This window comes from Kitasatospora sp. NPDC001095 (assembly GCF_053598615.1).
In genome coordinates this window covers 104,983-126,407 of the sequence record NZ_JBSFKQ010000004.1, presented here as the reverse complement: position 1 = coordinate 126,407, position 21,425 = coordinate 104,983, and the positions used below count along the sequence as shown (strand labels likewise).

The 21,425-nt window shown below is 70.3% G+C and carries 19 protein-coding genes and 1 pseudogene; 11 read left to right on the top strand and 9 right to left on the bottom strand.

All coding sequences use genetic code 11. The features are described from left to right. Positions 1 to 11: 11 nt before the first annotated feature. The 9 genes and pseudogenes from ACWDBB_RS05970 to ACWDBB_RS05930 form a co-directional block, all read left to right on the top strand. On the top strand, positions 12 to 1,328 hold the full coding sequence (locus tag ACWDBB_RS05970; RefSeq protein ID WP_449788406.1) for a helix-turn-helix domain-containing protein: 1,317 nt from the start codon (positions 12 to 14) through the stop codon (positions 1,326 to 1,328). A gap of 104 nt (positions 1,329 to 1,432) precedes the next feature. Further along, the gene (locus ACWDBB_RS05965) at positions 1,433 to 1,633 is read left to right on the top strand and encodes a hypothetical protein (RefSeq protein ID WP_380421691.1); all 201 of its coding nucleotides are present in this window, start codon (positions 1,433 to 1,435) and stop codon (positions 1,631 to 1,633) included. Positions 1,634 to 1,692: 59 nt separating this feature from the next. After that, on the top strand, positions 1,693 to 2,433 hold the full coding sequence (locus ACWDBB_RS05960) for a hypothetical protein (RefSeq protein ID WP_449788405.1): 741 nt from the start codon (positions 1,693 to 1,695) through the stop codon (positions 2,431 to 2,433). A gap of 2 nt (positions 2,434 to 2,435) precedes the next feature. Then, positions 2,436 to 3,740 (top strand): UDP-N-acetylglucosamine 1-carboxyvinyltransferase, encoded by a 1,305-nt coding sequence (locus tag ACWDBB_RS05955; RefSeq protein WP_449788404.1) that lies wholly within the window; start codon positions 2,436 to 2,438, stop codon positions 3,738 to 3,740. A 2-nt stretch (positions 3,741 to 3,742) separates the two neighbouring features. Beyond that, the gene (locus ACWDBB_RS05950; RefSeq protein ID WP_449788403.1) at positions 3,743 to 4,786 is read left to right on the top strand and encodes a serine hydrolase domain-containing protein; all 1,044 of its coding nucleotides are present in this window, start codon (positions 3,743 to 3,745) and stop codon (positions 4,784 to 4,786) included. 8 nt (positions 4,787 to 4,794) lie between these two features. Then, positions 4,795 to 5,829 (top strand): UDP-N-acetylmuramate dehydrogenase, encoded by a 1,035-nt coding sequence (locus ACWDBB_RS05945; protein ID WP_449788402.1) that lies wholly within the window; start codon positions 4,795 to 4,797, stop codon positions 5,827 to 5,829. A 158-nt stretch (positions 5,830 to 5,987) separates the two neighbouring features. Beyond that, positions 5,988 to 6,551: a peptide deformylase gene (locus ACWDBB_RS05940; RefSeq protein ID WP_449788401.1), complete on the top strand. Its 564-nt coding sequence runs from the start codon at positions 5,988 to 5,990 to the stop codon at positions 6,549 to 6,551. A gap of 358 nt (positions 6,552 to 6,909) precedes the next feature. Further along, positions 6,910 to 7,812 (top strand): phosphotransferase, encoded by a 903-nt coding sequence (locus ACWDBB_RS05935; RefSeq protein WP_449788400.1) that lies wholly within the window; start codon positions 6,910 to 6,912, stop codon positions 7,810 to 7,812. A 28-nt stretch (positions 7,813 to 7,840) separates the two neighbouring features. Continuing rightward, a pseudogene (locus ACWDBB_RS05930) lies at positions 7,841 to 7,942 on the top strand (phosphorothioated DNA-binding restriction endonuclease); the annotation flags it as partial. On the opposite strand, the gene ACWDBB_RS05925 reads toward ACWDBB_RS05930, so the two are convergent. Beyond that, a complete protein-coding gene (locus ACWDBB_RS05925; RefSeq protein ID WP_449788399.1) occupies positions 7,895 to 9,799 on the bottom strand; it encodes a DNA/RNA helicase domain-containing protein in 1,905 nt (634 codons plus the stop codon). The pseudogene ACWDBB_RS05930 and the gene ACWDBB_RS05925 overlap by 48 nt on opposite strands. A 677-nt stretch (positions 9,800 to 10,476) precedes the next feature. Here ACWDBB_RS05925 and ACWDBB_RS05920 point away from each other — a divergent pair. Then, on the top strand, positions 10,477 to 12,309 hold the full coding sequence (locus ACWDBB_RS05920; protein ID WP_449788398.1) for an ATP-dependent nuclease: 1,833 nt from the start codon (positions 10,477 to 10,479) through the stop codon (positions 12,307 to 12,309). Beyond that, complete coding sequence (locus tag ACWDBB_RS05915; RefSeq protein WP_449788397.1) at positions 12,299 to 14,014, top strand: UvrD-helicase domain-containing protein; 1,716 nt, start codon at positions 12,299 to 12,301, stop codon at positions 14,012 to 14,014. The genes ACWDBB_RS05920 and ACWDBB_RS05915 overlap by 11 nt, the downstream gene beginning before the upstream one ends. 345 nt (positions 14,015 to 14,359) lie before the next feature. Here ACWDBB_RS05915 and ACWDBB_RS05910 read toward each other — a convergent pair whose 3' ends face one another. From ACWDBB_RS05910 to ACWDBB_RS05875, 8 genes are all read right to left on the bottom strand, one after another. Continuing rightward, positions 14,360 to 15,097 carry a DUF4097 family beta strand repeat-containing protein gene (locus ACWDBB_RS05910; protein ID WP_449788396.1) on the bottom strand — a complete coding sequence of 246 codons (738 nt, stop codon included), beginning with the start codon at positions 15,095 to 15,097 and terminating at the stop codon, positions 14,360 to 14,362. After that, entirely contained in the window at positions 15,094 to 16,158 is a 1,065-nt protein-coding gene (gene sbnB, locus ACWDBB_RS05905; protein WP_449788395.1) for a 2,3-diaminopropionate biosynthesis protein SbnB, read from the bottom strand. Before sbnB ends, ACWDBB_RS05910 begins: the two co-directional genes overlap by 4 nt. A 32-nt stretch (positions 16,159 to 16,190) precedes the next feature. After that, entirely contained in the window at positions 16,191 to 16,919 is a 729-nt protein-coding gene (gene fabG / locus ACWDBB_RS05900; RefSeq protein WP_449788394.1) for a 3-oxoacyl-ACP reductase FabG, read from the bottom strand. Continuing rightward, positions 16,916 to 18,034: a beta-ketoacyl synthase N-terminal-like domain-containing protein gene (locus tag ACWDBB_RS05895; protein ID WP_449788393.1), complete on the bottom strand. Its 1,119-nt coding sequence runs from the start codon at positions 18,032 to 18,034 to the stop codon at positions 16,916 to 16,918. The genes fabG and ACWDBB_RS05895 overlap by 4 nt, the downstream gene beginning before the upstream one ends. Next, entirely contained in the window at positions 18,034 to 19,299 is a 1,266-nt protein-coding gene (locus ACWDBB_RS05890; protein ID WP_449788392.1) for a beta-ketoacyl-[acyl-carrier-protein] synthase family protein, read from the bottom strand. Before ACWDBB_RS05890 ends, ACWDBB_RS05895 begins: the two co-directional genes overlap by 1 nt. Further along, entirely contained in the window at positions 19,293 to 19,544 is a 252-nt protein-coding gene (locus ACWDBB_RS05885; protein ID WP_449788391.1) for an acyl carrier protein, read from the bottom strand. Before ACWDBB_RS05885 ends, ACWDBB_RS05890 begins: the two co-directional genes overlap by 7 nt. A gap of 97 nt (positions 19,545 to 19,641) precedes the next feature. Further along, positions 19,642 to 20,445: an ABC transporter permease gene (locus ACWDBB_RS05880; protein WP_449788390.1), complete on the bottom strand. Its 804-nt coding sequence runs from the start codon at positions 20,443 to 20,445 to the stop codon at positions 19,642 to 19,644. Then, positions 20,442 to 21,425: an ATP-binding cassette domain-containing protein gene (locus tag ACWDBB_RS05875; RefSeq protein WP_449788389.1), complete on the bottom strand. Its 984-nt coding sequence runs from the start codon at positions 21,423 to 21,425 to the stop codon at positions 20,442 to 20,444. The genes ACWDBB_RS05880 and ACWDBB_RS05875 overlap by 4 nt, the downstream gene beginning before the upstream one ends.

Genomic DNA, 21,425 nt, shown 5'->3' with positions numbered 1-21,425 from the left:
GGGGGCCTGCGGTGGGGGACAACGGCAAGACGTTCGGAGCATTCATCTCGCTCCGGCGGTCGACGCTGGGGTGGACCCAGTTGCGGCTGGCCACCGAGGTCGGCCGCAGTGAGGACTGGATGTCCCTGGTCGAGCGGGACATGCAGCAGGTCAAGGATCTGACGCTCCTCCAGCGCTTCGCTGAGGTTCTGAGTGTCGACCTCACCGAGCTGATCGCCCTGCCGCAACCGGCCGCCGACCGGGCGAGATCACGCCCTCGAAAGCCCGCCTCCGCTACGCTGACGAGCACTTCCGCTGCCGAGGAGGACGATGTGCGACGCCGCCCGTTCCTAACCCTGGCGGCTGCCGCCCTGTTCACCCCAGCCACTGGTCAACAGGCCGCGCACGCTGACTCGATGGCACCGTTAGCCGGCCTGGAAGACCTCCTGCTTTACGGGACGGATCGAATTCCCGCCCCTCGCCGTGAGCCAACCCAGGAGTCCGTCGCGACTTCGCTGGTGACGTCGCGCCTGGAGTTCAAGGCGGCCCGGTACGACGCCCTCGCCGAGGCTCTGCCGGGCCGAATTGCGGCTGCCCAGTTGGTCGGTGCAGCCGAGGAACGCGCCCGCAACGTCGCCCAGCTCTACAACATCGCCGTCCGGCTGTGCATCAAGATCGGCGACAACAACCTGGTTGCCATCACCGCTGACCGCGCGCTGACTGCCGCCCGGGCAGGCGGAGATCCGCTGGTCGTTGCCGAGGCACAGCGCATGGTCTCCAGCGCCTGGCGCCGCCAGGGCAGCCTGTCTCGGGCGACCGACATCGTGGTGGTCGCGGCCGAGGACCTGCTCGCGGACAACTCAGTTCCAGAAGCCGCCCGTTTGGCCGCCCGCGGCGACCTGTACGCCACCGCCGCCTACACCGCCGCGAAGACCGGTGACCGCTCCTACGCCCACGCCCTGATCCGGGAGGCCGCCGACAGCGCCGCCGCTGCTGGCCGGGCTTCCGGCTTGACGGATGGCATCCAGGGCGTCGCCCTACACGAGCTGTCGGTCCACTACGAGCTCGGCGACGCCGGCCAGGCAATCGAGTTGGCCAGGACCATCGACCCCACCGTGCTACCGACCGCCGAGCGACAGGCCCGCTTCTTCACCGACGTGGCCCGCGCATTCGACCAGTGGGGCAAGCCCGAGCAGTGCTTCAAGGCCCTGCTCGCCGCCGAGGAGGCCGCCCCGCAGGAGATCCGCCGGGGCGCCGTCCGCGACCTCGCCGCCAGCCTGCTGCGGCACGACCGCAAGCTGCCCGGCGTTCGGGACTTCGCCGCCCGAGCGGGCGTGCAGATCGTCTGACCCGTAGCAGGATTACGGCCCGTAGCCCGGCTACGGATCCGGTCTTCGGCCTGGCAGTTCACTGGGGAACGTCCACTCCCGCCCCTGCTGCCGAAGGCCTTCGCATGCCAACGCACAGCACCTCCCTGCCCTCCGTCGGCCCCCAGCACGCCGCCGAACCGGACCGCGACCGGTTCGGCGCCTTCCTGACTGCCTCCTGGGCCGCCCTGCACCTGCCCGTGCTGGCCTTGCTCGGCCTCTCGGTCCACCACCAGGTCGAAGCCCGTTTCCAGGCTGCGGCGACCGCGCCGGAGCCCATCTCGTAGGTCATGACGACCGCCAGCCCCCCTTCTTCCGCTCGCTCGCCCGAGAGGAGAACCAGCCCATGCACCGACTGCCAGAAACTCCCATGATGAGCGCCGAGTTGGCGCGCATCGACTACCGCACCACCCCCGAGTACTACATCGACACCGAACAGGTCACCGACCCCGTGGTGCTGCACCTGTTGAGCTGCTGCCCGACCGTGTTCGGCCTCAAGAAGGCCGTCGCGGACCTGCTGGCCGGGCACCTGGACATCACGCTGCCCGAGCCCGTCGGGGTCATCGAGCCCGGCGCCACGGTCCGCGGCCAGGTGATCGCGGCGGCCGGAGCCGTCATCGCCGAGGGCGCGTTCGTCACCGGCCCGGTGCTGGTCTGCCCCGGCGCGGTGATCGAGGCCGGCGCCCGGGTCCGCGACAACACGGTCATCGGGCCTGACTGCCGGATCGGCTTCGGCGCCGAGGTCACCCGCTCCTTGCTGACCGGTGGCGTCTTCATGAAGCACACCAGTTTCATTGGGGACTCCGTACTCGGCCTCGGCGTCAACATCGGTGCGTTCGTGTCCACCACCGGCCTGCGGGTCACCTCAGGGCCGGTCACCGAACCGGCCACCGAAGAGGTCTGCGCTCACCTCGACGGCCGCCGCGTCGCCACCGGCCAGACCAAGTTCGGCGCGGTGATCGGCGACGGCGTGATCGTTCCCGCTGGCACCGTGCTCCAGCCCGCCACCCTGATCGGCGCGCACACCCTGCTCTACCCGAAGACCCAGGTCGGGGGCTTCTTCCCGGCCGGAAGCCAGGGAAGGTGACCATGCCCACCACCGACACCACCCCGACGACCGGCGAGCGGGCCGTGCGGATCACCGGCGGCCGCCGCCTGGCCGGCACCGCCACCGTCCAGGGCAGCAAGAACATCGCCCTGCACCTGTACGCCGCCGCGATCCTCGCCGACGACCCGCTCACCCTGATCGGCGCACCCGAAATCCTGGACACCCTGGTTGTCGCCGACATCCTGCACCGCACCGGCACCCGCACCACCGTGACCGGCGACGAGTTCGCCACCCGCCCGGCCGACTCCTACTTCCCCGTCATCCCGGACGATCTCGGACGGCGCATCCGCACCACCGCGGTGATGGGCGGCGCTCTGCTGGCCCGCACCGGCAAGGTCACCTTCCCGCTGCCCGGCGGGGACGCCTTCTGCGCCCGCTACATCGACCGGCACCTGGCCGCGATGGAAGCCGCAGGGGCCGAGGTCGAGGTGGACCGGGGCCGGGTGCGGGCCCGCTTCACCGGCAAACGGCTGCCGTTCATCACCGACGCCGAGACCCGCTCGTGGGGGCCGAGCCTGGGTGCGACGGTCACCGCGATGCTGCTGGCCGCCCGGACTCCGGGCACCTCCGCGATCCTCAACCCCAGTGTGGAACCCGAGGTCACCCACACCGCCGCCCTGCTCTCGCAGGCCGGCGTCGGCATCGAGTGGCGCGGCAGGAAGGTCCTGAACGTCACTGGTACCGGCCGCATTCGGGGCGGGGTGTTCACCGTGCCGCCGGACCGGCTGGAGGCCGCCACCCTCGCGCTGGCCGCCGCCATCACCGGCGGCACCGTCCACCTGGATGGCTTCCCGCCGGCCGCGTTCCCGGACGGGCTGGTGTCAGTGTTCGCCGATGCCGGAATCCAGCTCGACCCGCTGGACGGCGGAACGGCCATCAGCACCCCGGCCGGGCCGCGGCCGGTGCAGATGGCCACCGGCCCGCACCCGGGCTTCCCGACCGACGTGCAGCCGCAGCTGACCGCCTTCCTCACCCAGGCCGAGGGCACCTCCCGCATCAACGAGCGGATCTACACCCAGCGCGACACTCACCTGCCCGCCCTGGCCGCGTTCGGCGCCGCCGTCAACGCGACCGGCTCGGTGATCACCGTCCGGGGCCGATCCGCCCTCACCGGCGCCGACGTGGCCGGGGAAGACATCCGGGCGGTGACCGCTCTCGTGATCGCCGCCCTGGCCGCCGAGGGCACCTCTACGATCCGAGGGATGTACCACCTGCGGCGCGGATACGGCAGCCTGCTGCCGAAGTTGGCCGCGCTCGGTGCCAACCTGACGATCGACCAGGAGTAGCCGTGACCAACACCGTGCCGTGGACCCCGAACGCGCTCGCCGACCTGCGCGAGTGCCTGGACCTGATGACCGCAGACGGCACCGTGCCTGGTGGTGTCATCGCCCACGGCACCTTCGACACCGAGCCCGGCTACCTGGCGTCCGGCGTCGTCGCCCCGGAGTGCGGCGACGCCCGGCCGGGGCCGGGCACGGTGTACGACGTGGCCTCGCTGACCAAGGTCCTGGCCACCTGGCCGCTGGTCGGCACCTCCCTCATGGATGGCTTCACCCTGGACACCCCGATCCGCGAACTGCTGACCGACATCCCGACCGAGGCACCCGGGGGCAAGGTGACGGTTCGCCAGGTCCTGGCCCACACCTCCGGTCTGCGGGCCGACACCCGCCTCGACCAGTACCGGCACCGCGCCGAGCCGCTGGCCGACCTGATCTGCGGAGAGCCGCTGATCGCCGACCCCGGAGCCGGTCACCGCTACATCAACCGCGGCTTCATCCTCCTCGGCCTGGCCTTGGCCCACTACCGCTGCCAGCGCCTGGACGAGCTGGCGACCGAGCTCTGGCAGCACCTCGGCATGACAAGCACGACCTACGGACCGGTGCCCCGCTCCGCTCAGGTCGCCCCGACCGAGCAGCGGTTGACCGGCGGGCCCCGGCTGTGGGGGATGCCGCACGACGACAACGCCGCCCTGCTCGGCGGAGTCGCCGGCCACGCCGGGGTGTTCACCACCCCGGCCAACCTCGCCACCTTCGCCACCCACCTGCTGACCTCGCACGCCACCGGCGGGCCCCTGGGCCGCTGGCTCGCCCACAGCATGCAGCCGCAGGCCGAGATCGAGCCGGGCCTCGACCGTGGCCTGGCCTGGATCCTCGCCGACGAGGGCAGGGTCGCCTACCACCACGGCTTCACCGGGACCAGCCTCTACCTCGCCCCGGCCACCGGCCGCTACCTGGCCATCTGCACCAACGCTGTCTACCACCACCAGGACAACCGCACCCGCCTCGCCCCGCTGCGGGCCCTCGCCCTCAAGGCGATCACCGACGAACCCTAGGAGGCCCCATGCCAAGCCCCACGCTTGCGTCCCTCACCACCCTGCGGCTCGGTGGCCCGGCCCGCGACGTCCTGCAGGTCGCCGATCCCGACGACTGGTTCGAACTGGTCCGTACGATCGGCGACCGGCAGGAGGACGCACCCCTCACCCTCGGTCACGGCAGCAACGTCATCGCCTCCGACACCGGCCACGAGGGCACCGTCGCCGTGATGAACACCCGAGGCATCACCGTGAAGCGGGTGGACGACGACACGGTGGCCGCGACCGTCCAGGCTGGCCACCCGCTCGCCGACCTCGTCCAGTGGGCCGCAGCGGAACACCTCGCCGGGATCGAGTGCCTCGCTGGCATACCCGGCACTGTCGGCGCCGCCCCTGTCCAGAACGCCGGAGCCTACGGCCAGCAGGTCTCCGACGTCCTCGACCACCTCACCGCGTGGGACTGGGACATGGGCCGATTGCGGACCCTGCCCGCCCAGGCATGCCGCCTCCACCATCGCGACAGCCGCTTCAAGAACGACCCCGGCCGCTGGACCATCCTTACCGCAACGTTCCATCTCACCCGCTCACCAGCTGCGCCGATCAGCTACCAGCCGCTCGCCGACGAACTCGGCGTCCACGTCAGCGCGCGACCGCCCGTGGCCGAGGTGGCCGCCGCCGTCCTCGCCAACCGCCACCGCCGTGGACTCCTCCTCGACCCCCACAGTCCCGATGCCCGCCAGGCTGGATCGGTCTTCCTCAATCCGCCCGTCACCGCCGCCCAGGCAGCCCGCTGGTCGGCTGCCGGCTGCCCGGTCCACACCGACAACGACGGGCAGCTACGGGCCAGCGCCGGCTGGATGCTGGAGCACATCGGCTACCGCCCCGCCTACAAGATCGCAGACGGCATTCGCTGCTCGGAACGCCGGACCCTCACGCTCACCGCCCACAGCGGGGCGACCGCGACGGGCTTCGCCCAGGCCCTTACCGAACTCTCGGCGCAGGTCGAGATCGCAACCGGGATCTCGCTCTGCCCCGAGCCGATGCTGGTCGGTGCCTGGGCATAAGGAGCCCTGTGGGAACCAAGACCTCCATGACCGCCGAGACCGTGCCCCTCCGCACAGCCATCAGCAGCCACGACGACGGCGGGCGCCGGCACTTCGCCGGGGCACCGACGAATGGCGTTTCCGCGCGCTAACAACCCGCAGCAGACCAAGGAGATCAGGTGATCGAGGTGCGGCCCAGCCAGCAGATGCAGTCCCTCGGCGTCGTCCAACAGGGCACCCCCATCCTCAACCGTCCCGCTGAGCCCTTCGACCTTCCGGCCGAACGTGCCGGCGCCCAGGCCGTGATCGACGAGCTGTTCGCCGCCGTCGAGCGGATCGGCCAGGTCCACTCCTTCGCCAAGGGCATGGGCCTCGCGGCCCCGCAGATTGGTATCCCCCGCGCCGCCGCCCTCGTCCTTCCCCCGGCTGCCGGCGCAGACCCGATCATCCTGCTCAACCCGAAGATCACCGCCGTCTCCGACGAGACCGACGAACAGTACGAGGGCTGCCTCAGCTTCTTCGACGTCCGCGGCATGGTCCCCCGCCCCCTCCGCATGGACGTCACCGCCACCACCCTCGACGGCACCATCACCACGGTCACCTACGAGTTCGGCCTCGCCCGCCTCATCGCCCACGAGATCGACCACCTCGACGGACTCCTCTACACCGACCGCATGCGCCCCGACGTTCACCCGATCCCGGTCGAGGAGTACCGGGGGACGGGCTCGACCTGGTCCTACTGATCACTGCACCTGGCCGCCGGAGCGTGTCGCTCGGCGTCCGGCCAACCCCAGCAACTGCCCACCGGTTTGCTCCAGCTCGGGTCAGATTGGGCTTGAACCCCAGCGGCGTTCAGGAGAATTCGAAGCCCGGCGGGTTCGCGTAGCCGTCGCCCGGCCAGGGCCGCGGCGTCGCCCGCCGATGGCACTGAAGCATCGAGACGTCGGCCGCCGCGCTGGCGGCGAGCCCACGATCAACGACGCGCTGACGGCGTCCGCTTCGTCCAGTCCGCTGACCTCGACCGCTCGCCGCGTGCCCACCGTCGCTGCCTGGCCGGTGTGCCTCCTCCACGCCAACTCGGCGCTACGGAAGGATGGATGGATGAGCGACTGGGAGTTCGTGAAGGAGAGAACCGCCACTGAAGGCGCGGTGTTGAGGTCAGCCGACGGCCTGCTCTACAAGCGAATCGGCGGCGAGGACCTGCGGGCGGAGTGCGAGTTCCAGCAGGTGGCCGCCAGCCTGGGCTACCCCGTCCCGGAGATCGTCGACAGCGGGTCCGAAGACGGAAGCTACTTCGTCGTCGAGCGAGCCGTCGGTGATACCTCGCTGCACGAGGAGGCTATGGCCGATGCCAGGCGGGACGGGCAGGTCAGCGACCAGGTGATCAGCACGGCTGCTGCTGTCGCGTCGTGTCTCTTACAGGCCCAGGCGAGGCACCCCTTGCCCTCGACAGCATGGTTCGAGAAGGCGGCCTTCGCACCCGCGGTCTTTGAGGAGAACCCGGACTTCGACATCCCGCGGGTTCACGAGGCGGTCAAGCACTCCCTCGACCGGCTGGCTCAACTTCCGATGGTGCACGGGCACCTGGACTACGGCCTGCCCAACGCCCTCCGGGCCGGGGTCATCGACTGGCAGCATCACGGGCCGGCCCCGCTCGGCTATGACGTCTACCCCGCGCTCGACATCGTGGCCTTCAAGGGCGGAGGCAAGGGCTACACGATCACTCCGGGGCAGCGCGCCGCCTACACCGCCGCACTCGACGAGACCACCGCATCCCTGATCGGGCGGCGTGTGAGCGAGCACCTGGGCGACTTCCTGCTCGTCAAGTGCTTCTTCTTCCTCGCCCTCATGCGGCCCACCGACCCCGCGCGGCACGACAAGCACATCAAGTGGCAGTACCGCCGAGCTCTGTTCACGATGGGACTTGATCAGTATGAGTCGTCCAACACGATCGACACCGGCGCCTTCCCTACTCTGGAAAGGTTCGCCGCTGAACACCGGTAGGCCGGTGCCCACCATCTGACCAGGAGGGGTCCGAACCAACCAAGGTCCGGGGAGTCCCGGAAGCGGCGTTCGGGTCCTTCGTTCAAGCGGAGCTGCCGGCAGGCTCGCACCCGGGCTCCGGGCCACGCTGCCCGGTTATCAGTTTCCGCAATTTGGCGCGCGTCTCCGGGTCCGTCGAGTACACGACTGTGCCGATCATTCCTCGCGTCAGAAGTACCTTGTAGGTGTTGCGGATCAGACGATCGATGTCGGCGTCGGTGGTGGACTTGCGGAAGACAGGGTCCTTGGACGCTGTCCGGTCGGTGATCCAGCGATCGGTGCGCCAGATGAGGTCCGGCCCGAGAATGACGCCGCTCCAGTCGTACTCGAAGCCCTGGGCGGTGTACACGCAGCCGACCTGGCCGAAGCCGGCCGGGTCGGTGGCCCATAGCGCGGCCGGAGGGGCGCCGGCGATCGAGCGGTCGCCGTACACGTTCCATGGCCGGGCCCAGTCCTCGATGTGCACGTCGAGTGGAAGCGGGTCGCCCGGGGCCACCTTCGTCGTCCACTTCCAGCAGTACCCGGCCGACATGCGGGCGCCGTATCCCTCCGCGCGTCGCGCGTCGAGGAACGCCTCCAGTTCCTGGGGACTGTCGACCACCTCCAGGACGACCTTGCCGTCGGGCTCCCAGCCGAGGGGACCGCCGGCCTCCAGACCCAGTAGGCGCACCACCCAGTGCAGGTAGGCGTCGCTACCACCACAGCGGAACTGGCTATCCAGCTCAACCACCCGGCAGTCCAGGCCTTTTACGGCAGCGGCGGCCCGGATCTGGGCCACCGTGCCCATCTCGCCAGGCCGGACGACCTGGTGCTCGTCCAGCAGGAACACCGGTACTCGGGCGGCGTCGATCAACTCCTCGATCTGGGGCTTGCCGGTGCGCTGGGCGGCCCGGGTGTAGCGATTCGCCGACGTCTCCCGGATCCGATGGGCCTCGTCGCAGATCAGCACGTCCAGCCCGTTGCGCTCGGCGGTCATGAAGCTGTTGAAGTACTTGAACAGCTCCTGCACCTGCTTCTTCCGTGCCCCGGCCATCCGACGCATGGTGGTGGTGAACGAGCTGGATCCGGTCGCGTGGAGAGCCGTGACGCCACGCCGGTACAGATCGCCGAGGAGGGACAGCGCGATGACGCTCTTCCCGGTACCCGGGCCGCCAGTGATGACGACGACCTCCTTGTGGTCGGACTGCTGCGCCTGACGGACCGCGCGCAGCACCAGCTCGTAGGCGACTCGCTGTTCGTCCAGCAGGACGAACTGCTCGCGCTCGCGAACCTCTTCGGCGGCGACTGCCATCAACTGCTTGGACGGGGCCACCTTCCCCGCGAGCAACTGGTCCGCTGCCTCGGCACCGGAGACCGGCTTCAGCTTCGAGAGGAGGTACTGGATGAACTCCCCGCGGCGGTCGGCGGTGAAGAGCCGGCCACGCTCGTCCTGCTGCACCTCGTAGAGGCCCTGGACGCCGAACTCCGTCGCGTTGTGGAGAAAGGCCACTCCGGAGAGCCGCTCGGGATGGGCGGCGAGTGCGCCGTTGAAGGAGATGAGGTAGTCGCAGTAGCCGCGGACCTGTTCGATGGGATTCAGTACCGGCCGGGTGTACGCGTCGACCCGGCAGAGCAGGGGCTCGCCGTCGTCCGGGACCGCGCTGCTCCACTGTTTGAGCTCGACCACCACGTACGACGGTTCGCCCGTGCTCGGGTGGGTGCCGGCGAGTATGACATCAGCTCGCTTGCTGTTGAGCGGAAGCGAGTACTCAAGGAGTACCTCCACCATGCCGAGCCCGGCGTCCAGGAGAGCGTTGGTCAGGGCCGGAATGCTCCGCTCCCAGGAGCGCACCTCGGATGGGCTGGGCTTGTGGCCATGCTTGTGGACGAACTGATCTATGAGACGCACGAACAGTGATCCGGCCAGGTTCTCGGCGGCGACCGCGGACGCGGAGTCGCGGAACAGCAAGGAATGCTCCCAGGCAGCACGAAGTGACTCGTGCGGGTGGGGGCATGTCCCTGGAGGGAAGCCCGGCGGGCCGCGCTGATGACGGTCCCAAACCTACAACGGGGAGTCTGAGCTCGTACCCGAACGCCTCATGAGAGAGCCAGCATCCACCGAAGCAGTCGGTGTCACGAACGGCTGCCGCAGGCGGCTTGCATGGCCAGCCGTGCGAGCGACGTCGGCCTCAGTAGCGTCGGGAGCCGGAAGCGGAGTATCAGCCATCGTGTCAGTCCCGGGCTCGACGCCTGGCTTTGCCGAAGGCGAGGCCAGCGACTCTCGCTCGAACCTCGAACTCGACCCGCCCGTAAGGCACCCGAGCCGCGCCACCGCCGACCACGATGAAGAGCCTGTGGGGCCTCGGCGCGCCGTTCTATGCGTGAGCGGACTGCGGAGCACGTGCCGGTTTGGGCGGGATCATGAGCCACGGCGCAACGTCCTGACCCGCGGGTTCATCACCAAGTGATCTATGGCGACAGCAGCCAACGTGATCACTCTCGGGCTCACCCAGCGGCTGCGCCCGGGTACACTTTCGTACAATCTCGGCGCATCGCTGCCCGACTGCGCGTGCGGCCGTAGCACAGGAACACGGCTCAGGGCCGTCCGCGCCCTGGAGAGCGGGGCGGTGCGTGCAGGTCCGGCGGGTGCAGTTTCAGAACTTCCGTGGCATCAGGCAAGGGACCGTCTCCCTGGACGGTCACTGCCTGCTGGCCGGGTCTAACAGCGCGGGCAAGTCAACCATCTGCGAAGCGCTGGATCTGGTCCTGGGGCCTGAACGGATGGCGCGGCGCCCAGTGATCGACGAGTACGACTTCTATGGCGCGCAGTACCAGGAGCACGACGGAGAGCTGCCCGAGGTCCGGATCGAGGTCGTTCTCACCGACTTGTCGGAGGTTGCCCAGCGACGGTTCGGCAGTCATCTGCGTCAGTGGTCGCGCCAGGCCGCCGACTTCCTCGACCTTGGCCCGAACGGCCTCAATGCGGCCGATACGGGCGAGTGGTGTCTGCCCGTGGTCTTCTGCGGCCGCTACGACCCGCAGGAGGATGACTTCGTCGGGGGGACCTTCTTCGCCCACCCCGAGAACCTGGCGGACGAGCCTGTCGGCGACGACACGGCGGCGCTCGGCGCAGGTCTGAAGCCGTTCACCCGCGCCGACAAGAGGCACTGCGGCTTCCTCTACCTGCGACCCAACCGGACCGGGAACAGGGCGCTCACCTTCCAGCGCGGCTCGCTGCTGGACACCATCGTCCGTTTGGAAGCCGAGCTGGCTGGCCCGCTATGGGAAAGCACTCTGCGCAACCTGGACCAGGTCACCATCGCCGCCGCGGACTCCGGGTTCGACAAGATCCGGACCGAGATCCACGAGCGGATCAACCGGTTCGTAGCCCTGGGTGATGCTCCCGACCCGGTGGACTTCCGCGCCTCGGAGATCACCCGGGAGCACCTGCGCGAGGTCCTGCGCCTGTTCATCGCGACACAGCCCAGCACCCACTCGGTGCCGTTCAACCGGCTCAGCACGGGCTCTTTGAACCTCCTGGTGTTCGCTCTGCTCACTTACATTGCCGAGCTCAAAGGCGACAAGTCAGTGATCTTCGCGATCGAGGAGCCGGAGATTGCCCTGCCGCCCCACGCCCAGCGGCGACTGGTGGACTTCGTCCTCAAGAACATGGGCCAGGTCATCGTCACCTCCCACTCGCCCTACGTCATCGAGAAGTTCGAACCTTCCCGAACAGTCGTCATTACCCGGGACGGGCAGGGCGCACTGACGAGCCGGGGCGTCACACTTCCGCCGGACTTCAAGCCGAGCAAGTACCGCTTGTATCGCCGGCAGTTCGCCGAAGCAATCCTGGCCCGCGCGGTCTTGGTGGTCGAGGGAGCCACAGAGGCGGCGCTGTTCCCCGCGGTGTCGGATGTCCTGGAGGCTGACCCTGCGGTGCCCGATTACGTGCACATCGACCTCGCCGGCATCACCGTCTTCGACGCCCAGAGCGACGTCAACGTGCCGCTGTTCGCGCCAGTTTTCAAGGCGTTGAACAAGCCGGTCTACGGCATCCACGACCAGCCGAACAAGCCACTCATACCGGCGCTCGCTGCCAAAACGACCGACTTTACGCACTATGAGGAACTCGCGTACAAGGGCGTGGAGAGGCTCCTGGTCACGGAAGTGCCCGTGGATGTCCAACGGCGATTCCTCGATGCAGTCGCCCAGCGCGACGACTACCCGAGCGGGTGTGCACGCCCGGTGGCCGGGGCCAGCGAAGAGGAGGTAACCTCCCTGACCGCTGCCGTCCTCGCAGCCCGCAAGGGTGATGGATACGGTGCCTTGCTCATCGCAGAGTGCAAGAGCCGGAGCGACTTGCCGGCAGTCCTGGCCGACCTCCTGCTCGCTATTGACAACGACCTGCGCTCCGCGGCCAGCACCGAAGCCACTAACGGCGAGGACGGAACGCTGGCGGGCGCGCTCGATGAGGATTGACGAAGTCAGGCAGAAGATTCTCGACTCCGTCGGCCATCTTGTCATCGTCGGCGGGCCCGGTTGCGGGAAGACGTCGATCGCGCTCCTCAAGGCCCGGAAGGCACTCGACACCCTCGAAGACGAGCAGCGCGTGCTCTTCCTGAGCTTTTCGAGGGCTGCGGTCCGCCAGATCACTGACCGTATGGCCGGAGTGCTCGATCGCACCGCACGCGAACGGCTGGAGGTCAAGACCTTCCACGCCTCGTTCCTCGAAATCGTCCGAAGTCACGGCCGGCTGCTGACCGGCCGGCCGTCTAGGTTCATCGCCCCCGACCGCGAGCGGCAGCTGAAAGCAGATTTCGACGGGGACTGGGATGCCGAGCGGCGCAGGCTCGCCGCCGAGGAAGGCAGGTACGTCTTCGATCTACTCGCGGGCGCGACTGCGGATCTGCTGGAGCGCAGCGCGTCCCTGCGGGCCCTCTACAGCAACATCTACCCGCTGATCATCGTCGATGAGTTCCAAGACACCAACACCGATCAGTGGCGCGTGGTCAAGGCACTGAGCGACGACTCCACTGTGATCTGCCTTGCCGACCCCGACCAGCGGATCTTCGGTCACCTGGAGGGTGTCGAGGAGGGACGCCTCGACGAGGCGATCGAGCACCTGGAGCCAAGGCAGTTCGACCTGTCCAAGGACAATCACCGAAGCCCGGCGGGAGGGCTGCTCGACTTCGCCAATGCCGTCCTGCGTAACGTCCCGCACCCCAAGGCGGACGGCGTCTTCACCTCGACCTATGCCCCCGGATGGGGTGTCCCCGGTCCTGTGGTCGTCCACCGGGGTGTTGTCGCCATGCGCAAGCACCTGACCGAACGGCTGGGCCGGACGCCCACCATAGCCATCCTCGCCAGCGTTAACTCCATTCTCTGGCCCGTCTCCGAGGCCCTGTTGACAGAGCGGCAGACGGAGGGTGGGACGATCCCTGCCGTCGACCACGCACTTCAATGGGACCCCGAGCTGTCCGCCGCTGCCGGCTACGCGGTCGCATCGATCATGGAGTGGCCCGGCCTGACGCGTAACGAGGCCATCGTCGGCACCGTGCGGAGCATCGGCGACTTCTACCGAGAGAAGCTCGCCAACGGTACCGCTGGCGCCCGCAACAAGATCAATACGATGGAGAACGGCCTGACAGCTCTGATCGAAGGCAAGCCAATCCGATCCAAGACAGTAAGGGCGCTCGTCGCGGCCTACGACGCTGGGATCTCGCTCACCGGGCAGCCCGTGACCGACTGGAAGAGTGCCCGCTCCTGCCTTACCGGATCCGCTGAACTCGGCGAGGTCCTCAAGCACGCCCGGCTTTTGCGTCTGCTGAACGCCACCGACGCTCTTGCCTGGGCCCTGACCGACTCCTGGGATGGAACAGCCTCCTACAGCGGCGCTGTCGCCGCCGTACGCGCAGTCCTGGGCGCGGAAGCCCTCACCGCCTCACAGCAGCCCACGGAGCCCGTATCCCTGATGAGCATGCACCGATCAAAGGGCAAGGAGTTCGACGGAGTCGTCATCTACGAAGGCCCTTACGCTGGGCGCCTGCTTGACCCCACCTGGGATGCGGAACGGATCCTGGCGCAACGCCGCCTCCTTCGCGTTGCCATTACCAGGGCGCGCTCACTCGTCCTCTTCGTGCGACCCCAGGACGGCCAGGCCCTGTGCGGCACCCGTACGCCATGACCGGCGAGGGCCGCCGACCTGCCGCCGATCGCGATGAAGGCACAGGTGCGTGGCCTCGAGTGCGGGCGTGTCTGCGTGAGCGATGCGTGAGCGGACGGGGCGGCACGTGCCGGTTCGGGCGGGATCGGGGATCACGGTGCAACGTCCTGACCTGCGGTTTCATCACCAGGTGATCGATGCCGGCACCAGCCGACATGATCACTCTCGGGCTCGTAATGCGTAGGTCGCGGGTTCGAATCCCGCAGGCGGCTCCATGGTGAAACCCCAGGTCAGATCTCTGACCTGGGGTTTTCTCGTTCCGGGGGCCGGGGCGGGCCCCCGGGTTGGGTGGGCGGGCCGCGGGTGTCAGGGGGTGGCGAGGACGGAGACGTTGCCGACGTCGGAGTGCAGGTTCAGGCGGGTGGCCGCGGACGGGTCGTTGGTGACCCGTACGGTGCGGTCGCCGACGTCCGTCGAGGCTTCCACGGCGTAGTGGCCGTTCGGGACGCGGAGGGTGACGTCGCCCGCGGAGCTGGTGGCCTTCACGTTGCCCGGTGCCGCGGCGAAGGTCAGGTCGATGTCGCCGCCGTCGGTGCTCGCCGTCAGCGCGCCCGACACGCCGTCGGCCTTGATGTCGCCCGCCTCGCTGTGGAGTTCGCCGCCGCCGGTCGTTCCCGTCAGGGTGACGTCGCCGGCCGAGCCGCGGAGGTTGACCTTGGCCCCCTTGGGCACCTCGACGGTGTAGTCCACCGAGCAGGTCGCGTTCGCGCCCAGGACGGAGCCGCAGCCGCCGGCCGACAGGGTGAGGGTGCCGCCGTTCCGGGTGCGGGTGGTGGTCGGCTTCGTCGACCGGTAGCGCACCGTCTCGGTGACCTTGGTGGTGCTGCCGCCGGCGGGACGGGTGACGATGTTCCCGTGGCCGGTGGTCACCACCAGTTCGGTGACCTGCTCGGTGAACTCGAACTCCGCCACGTGGGCGGGCCCGTTGCCGACGCCGGTCACGTCGCCGGCGTCGCAGCCGGCCGGGCCGGCGACGGCGATGACCGCGACGGCGGAGACGACGGCGGTGCGCCGGACGCGCCGGACGCGCCGCGGCAGGGTCACTGTCGGCCTTCCGTGGGCGCCGGATCCGCGAGCGTCCGGCCGTAGCGGTCGGTGTCGTGGAAGAAGTCGGGGACGGTGCGGAGGTCGCCGGCGGTGGAGACGGCGTCGTAGACGTGCTTGGCGACGACGAGGTCGAGGACGCCGAGGCCGAAGGGGGAGAAGACGACGGGCTTGTCGGCGGGCGGGGCGATGCGGGCGGTGAGGACGTCGTCGAGGGTGCCGGCGATGAACTCGCGATTGCCGACGGCCTGTTCGGTCAGGTGCGGGGAGGTGTCGGCCTTGAGGCAGTGTTCGACGTCGTCCACCGCGTTCCAGGCCGAGAGGATCACCTCGGTCGACAGGTCGCGCAGTGACAGGTGCAGCACCAGCGGAGCGTGGTCGAACCAGGCCGGGTCGTGGACGTGCGGCTCGCCCGCGACGGTGGCGAAGACCACCAGGTCGCTGGACCGGATCAGGTCCTCGGCCGTGTCGTGCACGGTGACGTCCGAGGGCTGCGCCCCGCGCAGGTGGTCGGAGAGGCCCGCGGCGTGCTCGGCGGACAGGTCGTACACGCCGATCTCGTCGAAGCCGAACCCGGCCGCCGCGAGGTAGGTGTGCACGTAGCGGGCGATGAGCCCGGCCCCGACGAAGCCGAGGCGGCGCGGCTTGGTGCCGCGTGCCTCGCCGAGCGCGCGGGCGGCCAGGGCGGCCGACGCGGCGGTCCTGGCCGCGCTGATGATCGAACTCTCCAGCAGGGCGAACGGGTAGCCGGTCTCGGCGTCGTTCAGCACCAGCACCGCGGAGGCGCGCGGGATGCCGGCGGCCACGTTCTCCGGGAAGCTGGCGATCCACTTGAGGCCGTGCACGTCCACCTCCCCGCCCACCGAGGCGGGCAGGGCGATGATCCGTGACGAGGGCCGGTCGGGGAAGCGCAGGAAGTAGGAGTCGGGGTTGACGGTCTCACCGGCGCCGTGCAGCCGGTACGCCTTCTCGACCGCCGTGATGACGGCCTGCTCCCGGCCGGCCGTGGCGTGGTGCACTTGGGCGCCGGAGATCACGGCGAAACTGGGAATCCGGGACATGGTCACTTCTCCACGGGCTAGGGATGGGTGGGTCAGAGGGTGAGGCCGCCGTGCACCTCGAACACCGATCCGGTCACGTAGGCCGCACGGTCGGAGGCGAGGAAGCCGACCAGTTCGGCGACCTCCTCGGGACGGCCCAGCCGACGCAGCGGCACGTTCTGCAGGATCCGCCCGATCGCGGCCTCGGAGGCGCCGCCCACCATGTCGGTGTCGATCAGGCCCGGCGCGACGGCGTTGGCCCGCACGCCGCGCGGACCGAGTTCCTTCGCCAGGCTCTTGGTGAAGGCGATGATCCCGGCCTTGGAGGCGGCGTAGTTGGCCTGCCCGGCGTTGCCGGAGATCCCGGAGACCGAGGAGAGGTTGACCACGCACCCGCGGCCGCGCTTGGCCATGCCGGGCACCGCCGCCCGGCACAGGTGGTAGACCCCGTCCAGGTTGACGTTCAGCACCTGCCGCCAGTCCTCGTCGCCCATCAGCACCAGCGGACGGTCCCGGGTGATGCCGGCCGACGCCACCACGGTGTCCACCGGCCCCAGTTCGCGCTCCGCCTCGCGCACCCACGCCCGTACGGCGGCACCGTCCGTGGTGTCGCAGCGGGCCGCGACGACCCGGGTGCCCAGCTCCGCCGTCTCCTTCAGGAGCGACTCGGCGGCGGCCTCGTCGGACCGGTAGCAGAAGGCCACGTCCTGGCCGTCCCGGGCGAGCCGCAGCACGACCGCCCGTCCGATGCCCCGCGAGCCTCCGGTCACCAACGCGGTCATGGCGTCACCTCGAGGAGTCGCAGTACGGCGACGGCGACGGTGCCGTCCCGGTCCACCGCCGAGACCAGCGCCACGCGGCCGGCGGCCGTCGGGTCGGCCCCGGCGAGCACGAGCAGCGCCGCGATCTGCAGCGTCGCGGACGCGGCGCCGGTGTCGCCGAGCAGTGCCATCGACGGGATCCGGTCCAGTGCCTCCGGCGGCACCAGCCCGGCCAGCGCGGCGTGCTCCGCCGCGCCCTCCGGGGTCGGCGCGGCCGTGGGGACGGCGGCCCACACCTCCTCCGGCGCGACGCCCGCCCGGTCGAGGGCGCGGCGCGCGCAGGAGGCCACGGCCGCCCGCGGGTCGTCGTCCACGTCGATGCCGGTGGAGACGTCCAACACCACGGCGAGCGGCGGCAGCCGGCCGGCGCCGGCCGGTTCCAGCAGCAGCAGCCCACAGCCCTCGCCGAGCAGCGGGGCGGGCTCCCCCGGGGTGCCGGCGGCCCGCTCCAGCCAGGCCTGGGTGGGGGCGAACTCCTCGGCGGAACCGACCAGGCAGTTGTCGGCGCGGCCCTGGTCGAGCAGGCGGCGCGCGTAGTTGAGGGCGAGCAGGCCGCTCACCCGGCCACCGCCGACCGTGGCGTTGGGGCCGCGCAGGTCGTGCCGGATCGCGGCGGCCCCGGCGGAGTGGTTCATCACGCAGCCCGGGATCAGGCCGACGTCGACGTAGAAGGGCCGCGCGTTGGTCAGCGAGCCCCGGATGACCGCGGCCATGGTCTCCTTGCCGCCCATGGTGGTCCCCATGACCAGGCCGGTGCGTTCGTCGGTGTGCGGTACGGGCCCGCCCTCCGGGTCGGCCAGCAGCTGGTCCGTGGCGAGCAGGGCCATGACGGCCAGCCGGTCGAGGGTGTAGCTGTACTCCTGGCCGAGCAGGCCGGGACGGTCGAGGTCGGGAACCAGGCAGGCGTCGGGGCGGGGCAGTCGCGGGCCGTCGGGCTCGGTGCGGGCCGCGGCCAGGCCCGAGCGCACCCCGTCGGCGAAGTCCCGCCGGGAGAGGCCGTGCGCCGAGACCGCCGACCAGCCGGTGATGACGAGACCGTCGGCCGGCACGGGTACTGCTTCCGCGGGCGCGGACATCAGACACGCTCCTTGAGGGAACCGAGGATCAGGACGGCGTTGTTGCCGCCGAAGGCGCTGGAGTTGTTCTGGACGATCCGCACGTCAGCCGTGACCGCGTGGTTGGGGACGCAGTCCACCGGGCACTGCGGGTCGGTCTCCTGGTGGTTGATCGTCGGCGGGATGAACCCGTTGTGGATCGACAGCGCGCAGGCGGCGGCGGCCAGGGCGCTGGCCGCGCCCATCGAGTGGCCCAGCATCGACTTCAACCCGACGGTGCGGGGCGGGTGTTCGCCGTAGACGTCGACGATGGCGCCGGCCTCGGCGGCGTCGTTGGCGCGGGTGCCGGTGGCGTGCGCCGAGATGTAGTCCACCTGGTCCTTCTTGACTCCCGCGTCGGCCAGGGCGAGTTCCATGGCCCGGGCGACGCCGTCCCGGCTGGGCGCGGTGGGGTGCTGCGCGTCGCAGGAGAGCCCGTAGCCCAGGACCTCGGCGTAGATGCGGGCACCGCGGGCGAGGGCGGACTCCAGGGACTCCAGCACCAGGACGCCGCCGCCCTCGCCGGTGAGGATGCCCTTGCGGTGCACGTCGAACGGCCGCACCACGTCGGGGGTGATGGCGCCGAGCCGCTGGAAGGTGGCGAAGGTCTTGCGGCACACGGCGTCGGCGCCGCCGCACAGCGCGATGTCGGCCTCGCCGGAGCGGATGACGTCCAGGCCGTAGCCGATGGAGTAGTTGCCGGCCGCGCAGGCCGTGGTGAGGGTGACCGCCTCCGCGTCGCGGAGCCGCAGTTCGCGGGCGACCGCGGTGGACAGCCGGCCCGAGCCCAGGCGCCGGGCCAGCACCGGGTCCAACGCGTCGGGGCCGCCGTCCCCCAGCTCCTGCTCGACCAGGGTGCCGAGGTCGTGGGACTCGCCGTCGGTCGTGCCGATGCTGATCAGCACGTGCCGGGCCGCGAGCTCCTCGTCCGTCAGCCCGGCGTTCTCGACGGCCTGGCGGGCCGCGGCGACGGCGAAGTGCCCGGCGCGTCCGGTGTAGTCGAGCGGGATGTTGCGGATCCAGCGGGCCGGCTCGAAGTCCTCGACCTCGGCGGCGTTCTTCCGCAGGAATCCGGTGGTGTCGATCCGGGTGAGCGGGCGGGCTCCGGAACGGCCCTCCCGCAGTGCCACGGCGTACTCGTCGGCACCCGTGCCTATGCTGCTGATGACGCCGATGCCGGTGACAACGACGGTGCGGCGGCTGCGGGCCGCCGGCCGGGAGGCAGTGGACAAGGGACTCCCTACCATCCCGCCGCGCGCGCGGTGACCCGGTGGATCGCCTCGACGTCGACCATCTCGGGCAGTTCCTCCATGTCGATGACGATGGTGAACTCCATCTCGATCGCGCTGAGGATGTCGATGAGCTTCAGCGAGTCCACGCCCAACTCGTCGACCAGGTGCGTCGAGTCGCCGAGGGCGGAGGACTCGACGCCGATCTGCTTCGCGACGATCTCCTTGATCCGGGTGTAGTGCTCAGGGGTGACGGTGGACATGGTTCTCCTTCGAGCTCGACGCTTCAGGCCCCGGTGGTTCCGGACGCCAACCTAGGAGGCTCCGATGATTGGCAACTGACATCCCGCTGACGTTGGATCACCGCCCGACGGCGCGCCGGAATCCGCGCAGCGCGGCGGGTACGACGGCCAGCAGCACGACTCCGAGCGAGAAGGCGACGACGATCCCGGGGTGGGTCGCCGGGAACCCGGCGGCTGCCGGCCCGGTCGGCTCGTTGCCCCACAGGTGGCGGCAGACGGTGATGACGGAACTGACCGGGTTCCACTCGGCCGCAGGACGGAGCCAGCCCGGCAGCCCGCTCACCGAGACGTAGGCGTTGGACAGGAAGGAGAGCACGACCAGGATCAGCGCCCCGGTGCCGTCGATCGCCTCCACGTTCCGCATGGTGGTGCCGAGCAGGATGCCGACCCACAGCATGACGAAGGAGAAGGCGAGCAGCACCGCGAAGCCGGCCGCGATCCGCCCCGGCCCTCCGTGCGGGCGCCAGCCGAGCAGGAGGCCGAGACCGGAGACGGCCGCCAGCCCGGCCGCCGCGGTGAGCATGTCCGACAGGGCGCGGCCGACGAGCACGCTGCTGGCCGATATCGGCAGCGAGCGGTAGCGGTCGACCAGGCCGTCGCGCAGGTCGACGGCCACGCCCAGGGCGGTCGGCCCCACCCCGGCCAGGGCGACCTGGGCGGCGATCCCGGCCATGATGTAGTCCTCGTAGGAGGCCACGCCGGGGATGGCGATCGAGTCGCGGAACAGGTAGCCGATGGCGATCAGCATGACGGCGGGGGTCATGGTGACCAGCAGCAGCCTGCCCGGCGACCGGCGCAGATGGCGCAGGTGGCGGCCGGTCAGGACTGCGGTGTCGGCCAGATAGGCGGCCAGCGCCGTCATGGCTGATCGGTTCCTTCCGAGGAGGGGGCCCCGGTCGGGGCGGCGGCCCCGGTGAGGGCGAAGAACACGTCGTCGAGCGAGGGCCTGCGGACCTGGAAGTCCGCGGCGGTGATGCCGCGGCCGCGCAGTTCGGAGGCGGCCAACGCGACGTCGTCCAGCCCGTGTTCGAGCGGGACGGTGACCCGGCAGCCGTCCTCGTGGACGGTGGGGGCGCGGCCGCCGAGCGCGGCGAGCGCGGCGGCCGCCGCCCGCAGCTGTCCGGGCTGGGCCACGGTCACCTCCAGGCTGTCAGTGCCGACCTTGCGCTTCAGCTCGTCTGGGCTGCCCTCGGCGACGACCCGGCCGGTGTCGATGACCACGACGCGGTCGGCCAGCTCGTCCGCCTCCTCCAGGTACTGGGTGGTCAGCAGTACGGTGACGCCGCCGGCGACCAGGCCGCGCACCTCGTTCCACAGCACGTTCCGGCTGACCGGGTCGAGGCCGGTGGTCGGCTCGTCGAGGAACAGCACCTCGGGCTCTCCGACGACGCAGGCGGCCAGGTCGAGCCGGCGGCGCATCCCGCCGGAGTAGGTGCCGACCGTCCGCTCCGCGGCGTCCAGCAGCCCGAAGCGGTCGAGCAGTTCCTGGGCGCGCGCCGCCGCGCCGCGCCGCCCGAGCCGCAGGAGCCGGCCCAGCAGCACCAGGTTCTCCCGGCCGGTCAGCAGCGCGTCCACAGCGGCGTACTGCCCGGCCAGGCCGATGCGGCGGCGCACCGCGCGGGGGGCGCGGGCGACGTCGTGTCCGGCCACCACGGCACGGCCTCCGTCCGGTTGCAGGAGGGTGGCGAGGATCCGGACGGTGGTGGTCTTGCCGGCGCCGTTCGGGCCGAGCACGCCCAGCACCGTCCCGGTCGGCACGGCCAGGTCGATGCCGTGCAGGGCGGTGTGGGTGGCGTAGCGCTTGCTCAGCCCCTCGGCGAGGATCGCCTTGTCGGTGGCCAC

Excerpts from the sequence above, each read along its gene's own strand:
- ACWDBB_RS05965 (WP_380421691.1), top strand. The coding sequence starts at position 1,433 with ATGCCAACGCACAGCACCTCCCTGCCCTCCGTCGGCCCCCAGCACGCC.
- ACWDBB_RS05960 (WP_449788405.1), top strand. The coding sequence starts at position 1,693 with ATGCACCGACTGCCAGAAACTCCCATGATGAGCGCCGAGTTGGCGCGC.
- ACWDBB_RS05955 (WP_449788404.1), top strand. The coding sequence starts at position 2,436 with ATGCCCACCACCGACACCACCCCGACGACCGGCGAGCGGGCCGTGCGG.
- ACWDBB_RS05945 (WP_449788402.1), top strand. The coding sequence starts at position 4,795 with ATGCCAAGCCCCACGCTTGCGTCCCTCACCACCCTGCGGCTCGGTGGC.
- ACWDBB_RS05935 (WP_449788400.1), top strand. The coding sequence starts at position 6,910 with ATGAGCGACTGGGAGTTCGTGAAGGAGAGAACCGCCACTGAAGGCGCG.
- ACWDBB_RS05915 (WP_449788397.1), top strand. The coding sequence starts at position 12,299 with ATGAGGATTGACGAAGTCAGGCAGAAGATTCTCGACTCCGTCGGCCAT.
- sbnB (WP_449788395.1), bottom strand. The coding sequence starts at position 16,158 with ATGTCCCGGATTCCCAGTTTCGCCGTGATCTCCGGCGCCCAAGTGCAC.
- fabG (WP_449788394.1), bottom strand. The coding sequence starts at position 16,919 with ATGACCGCGTTGGTGACCGGAGGCTCGCGGGGCATCGGACGGGCGGTC.
- ACWDBB_RS05895 (WP_449788393.1), bottom strand. The coding sequence starts at position 18,034 with ATGTCCGCGCCCGCGGAAGCAGTACCCGTGCCGGCCGACGGTCTCGTC.
- ACWDBB_RS05890 (WP_449788392.1), bottom strand. The coding sequence starts at position 19,299 with ATGGTAGGGAGTCCCTTGTCCACTGCCTCCCGGCCGGCGGCCCGCAGC.
- ACWDBB_RS05885 (WP_449788391.1), bottom strand. The coding sequence starts at position 19,544 with ATGTCCACCGTCACCCCTGAGCACTACACCCGGATCAAGGAGATCGTC.
- ACWDBB_RS05880 (WP_449788390.1), bottom strand. The coding sequence starts at position 20,445 with ATGACGGCGCTGGCCGCCTATCTGGCCGACACCGCAGTCCTGACCGGC.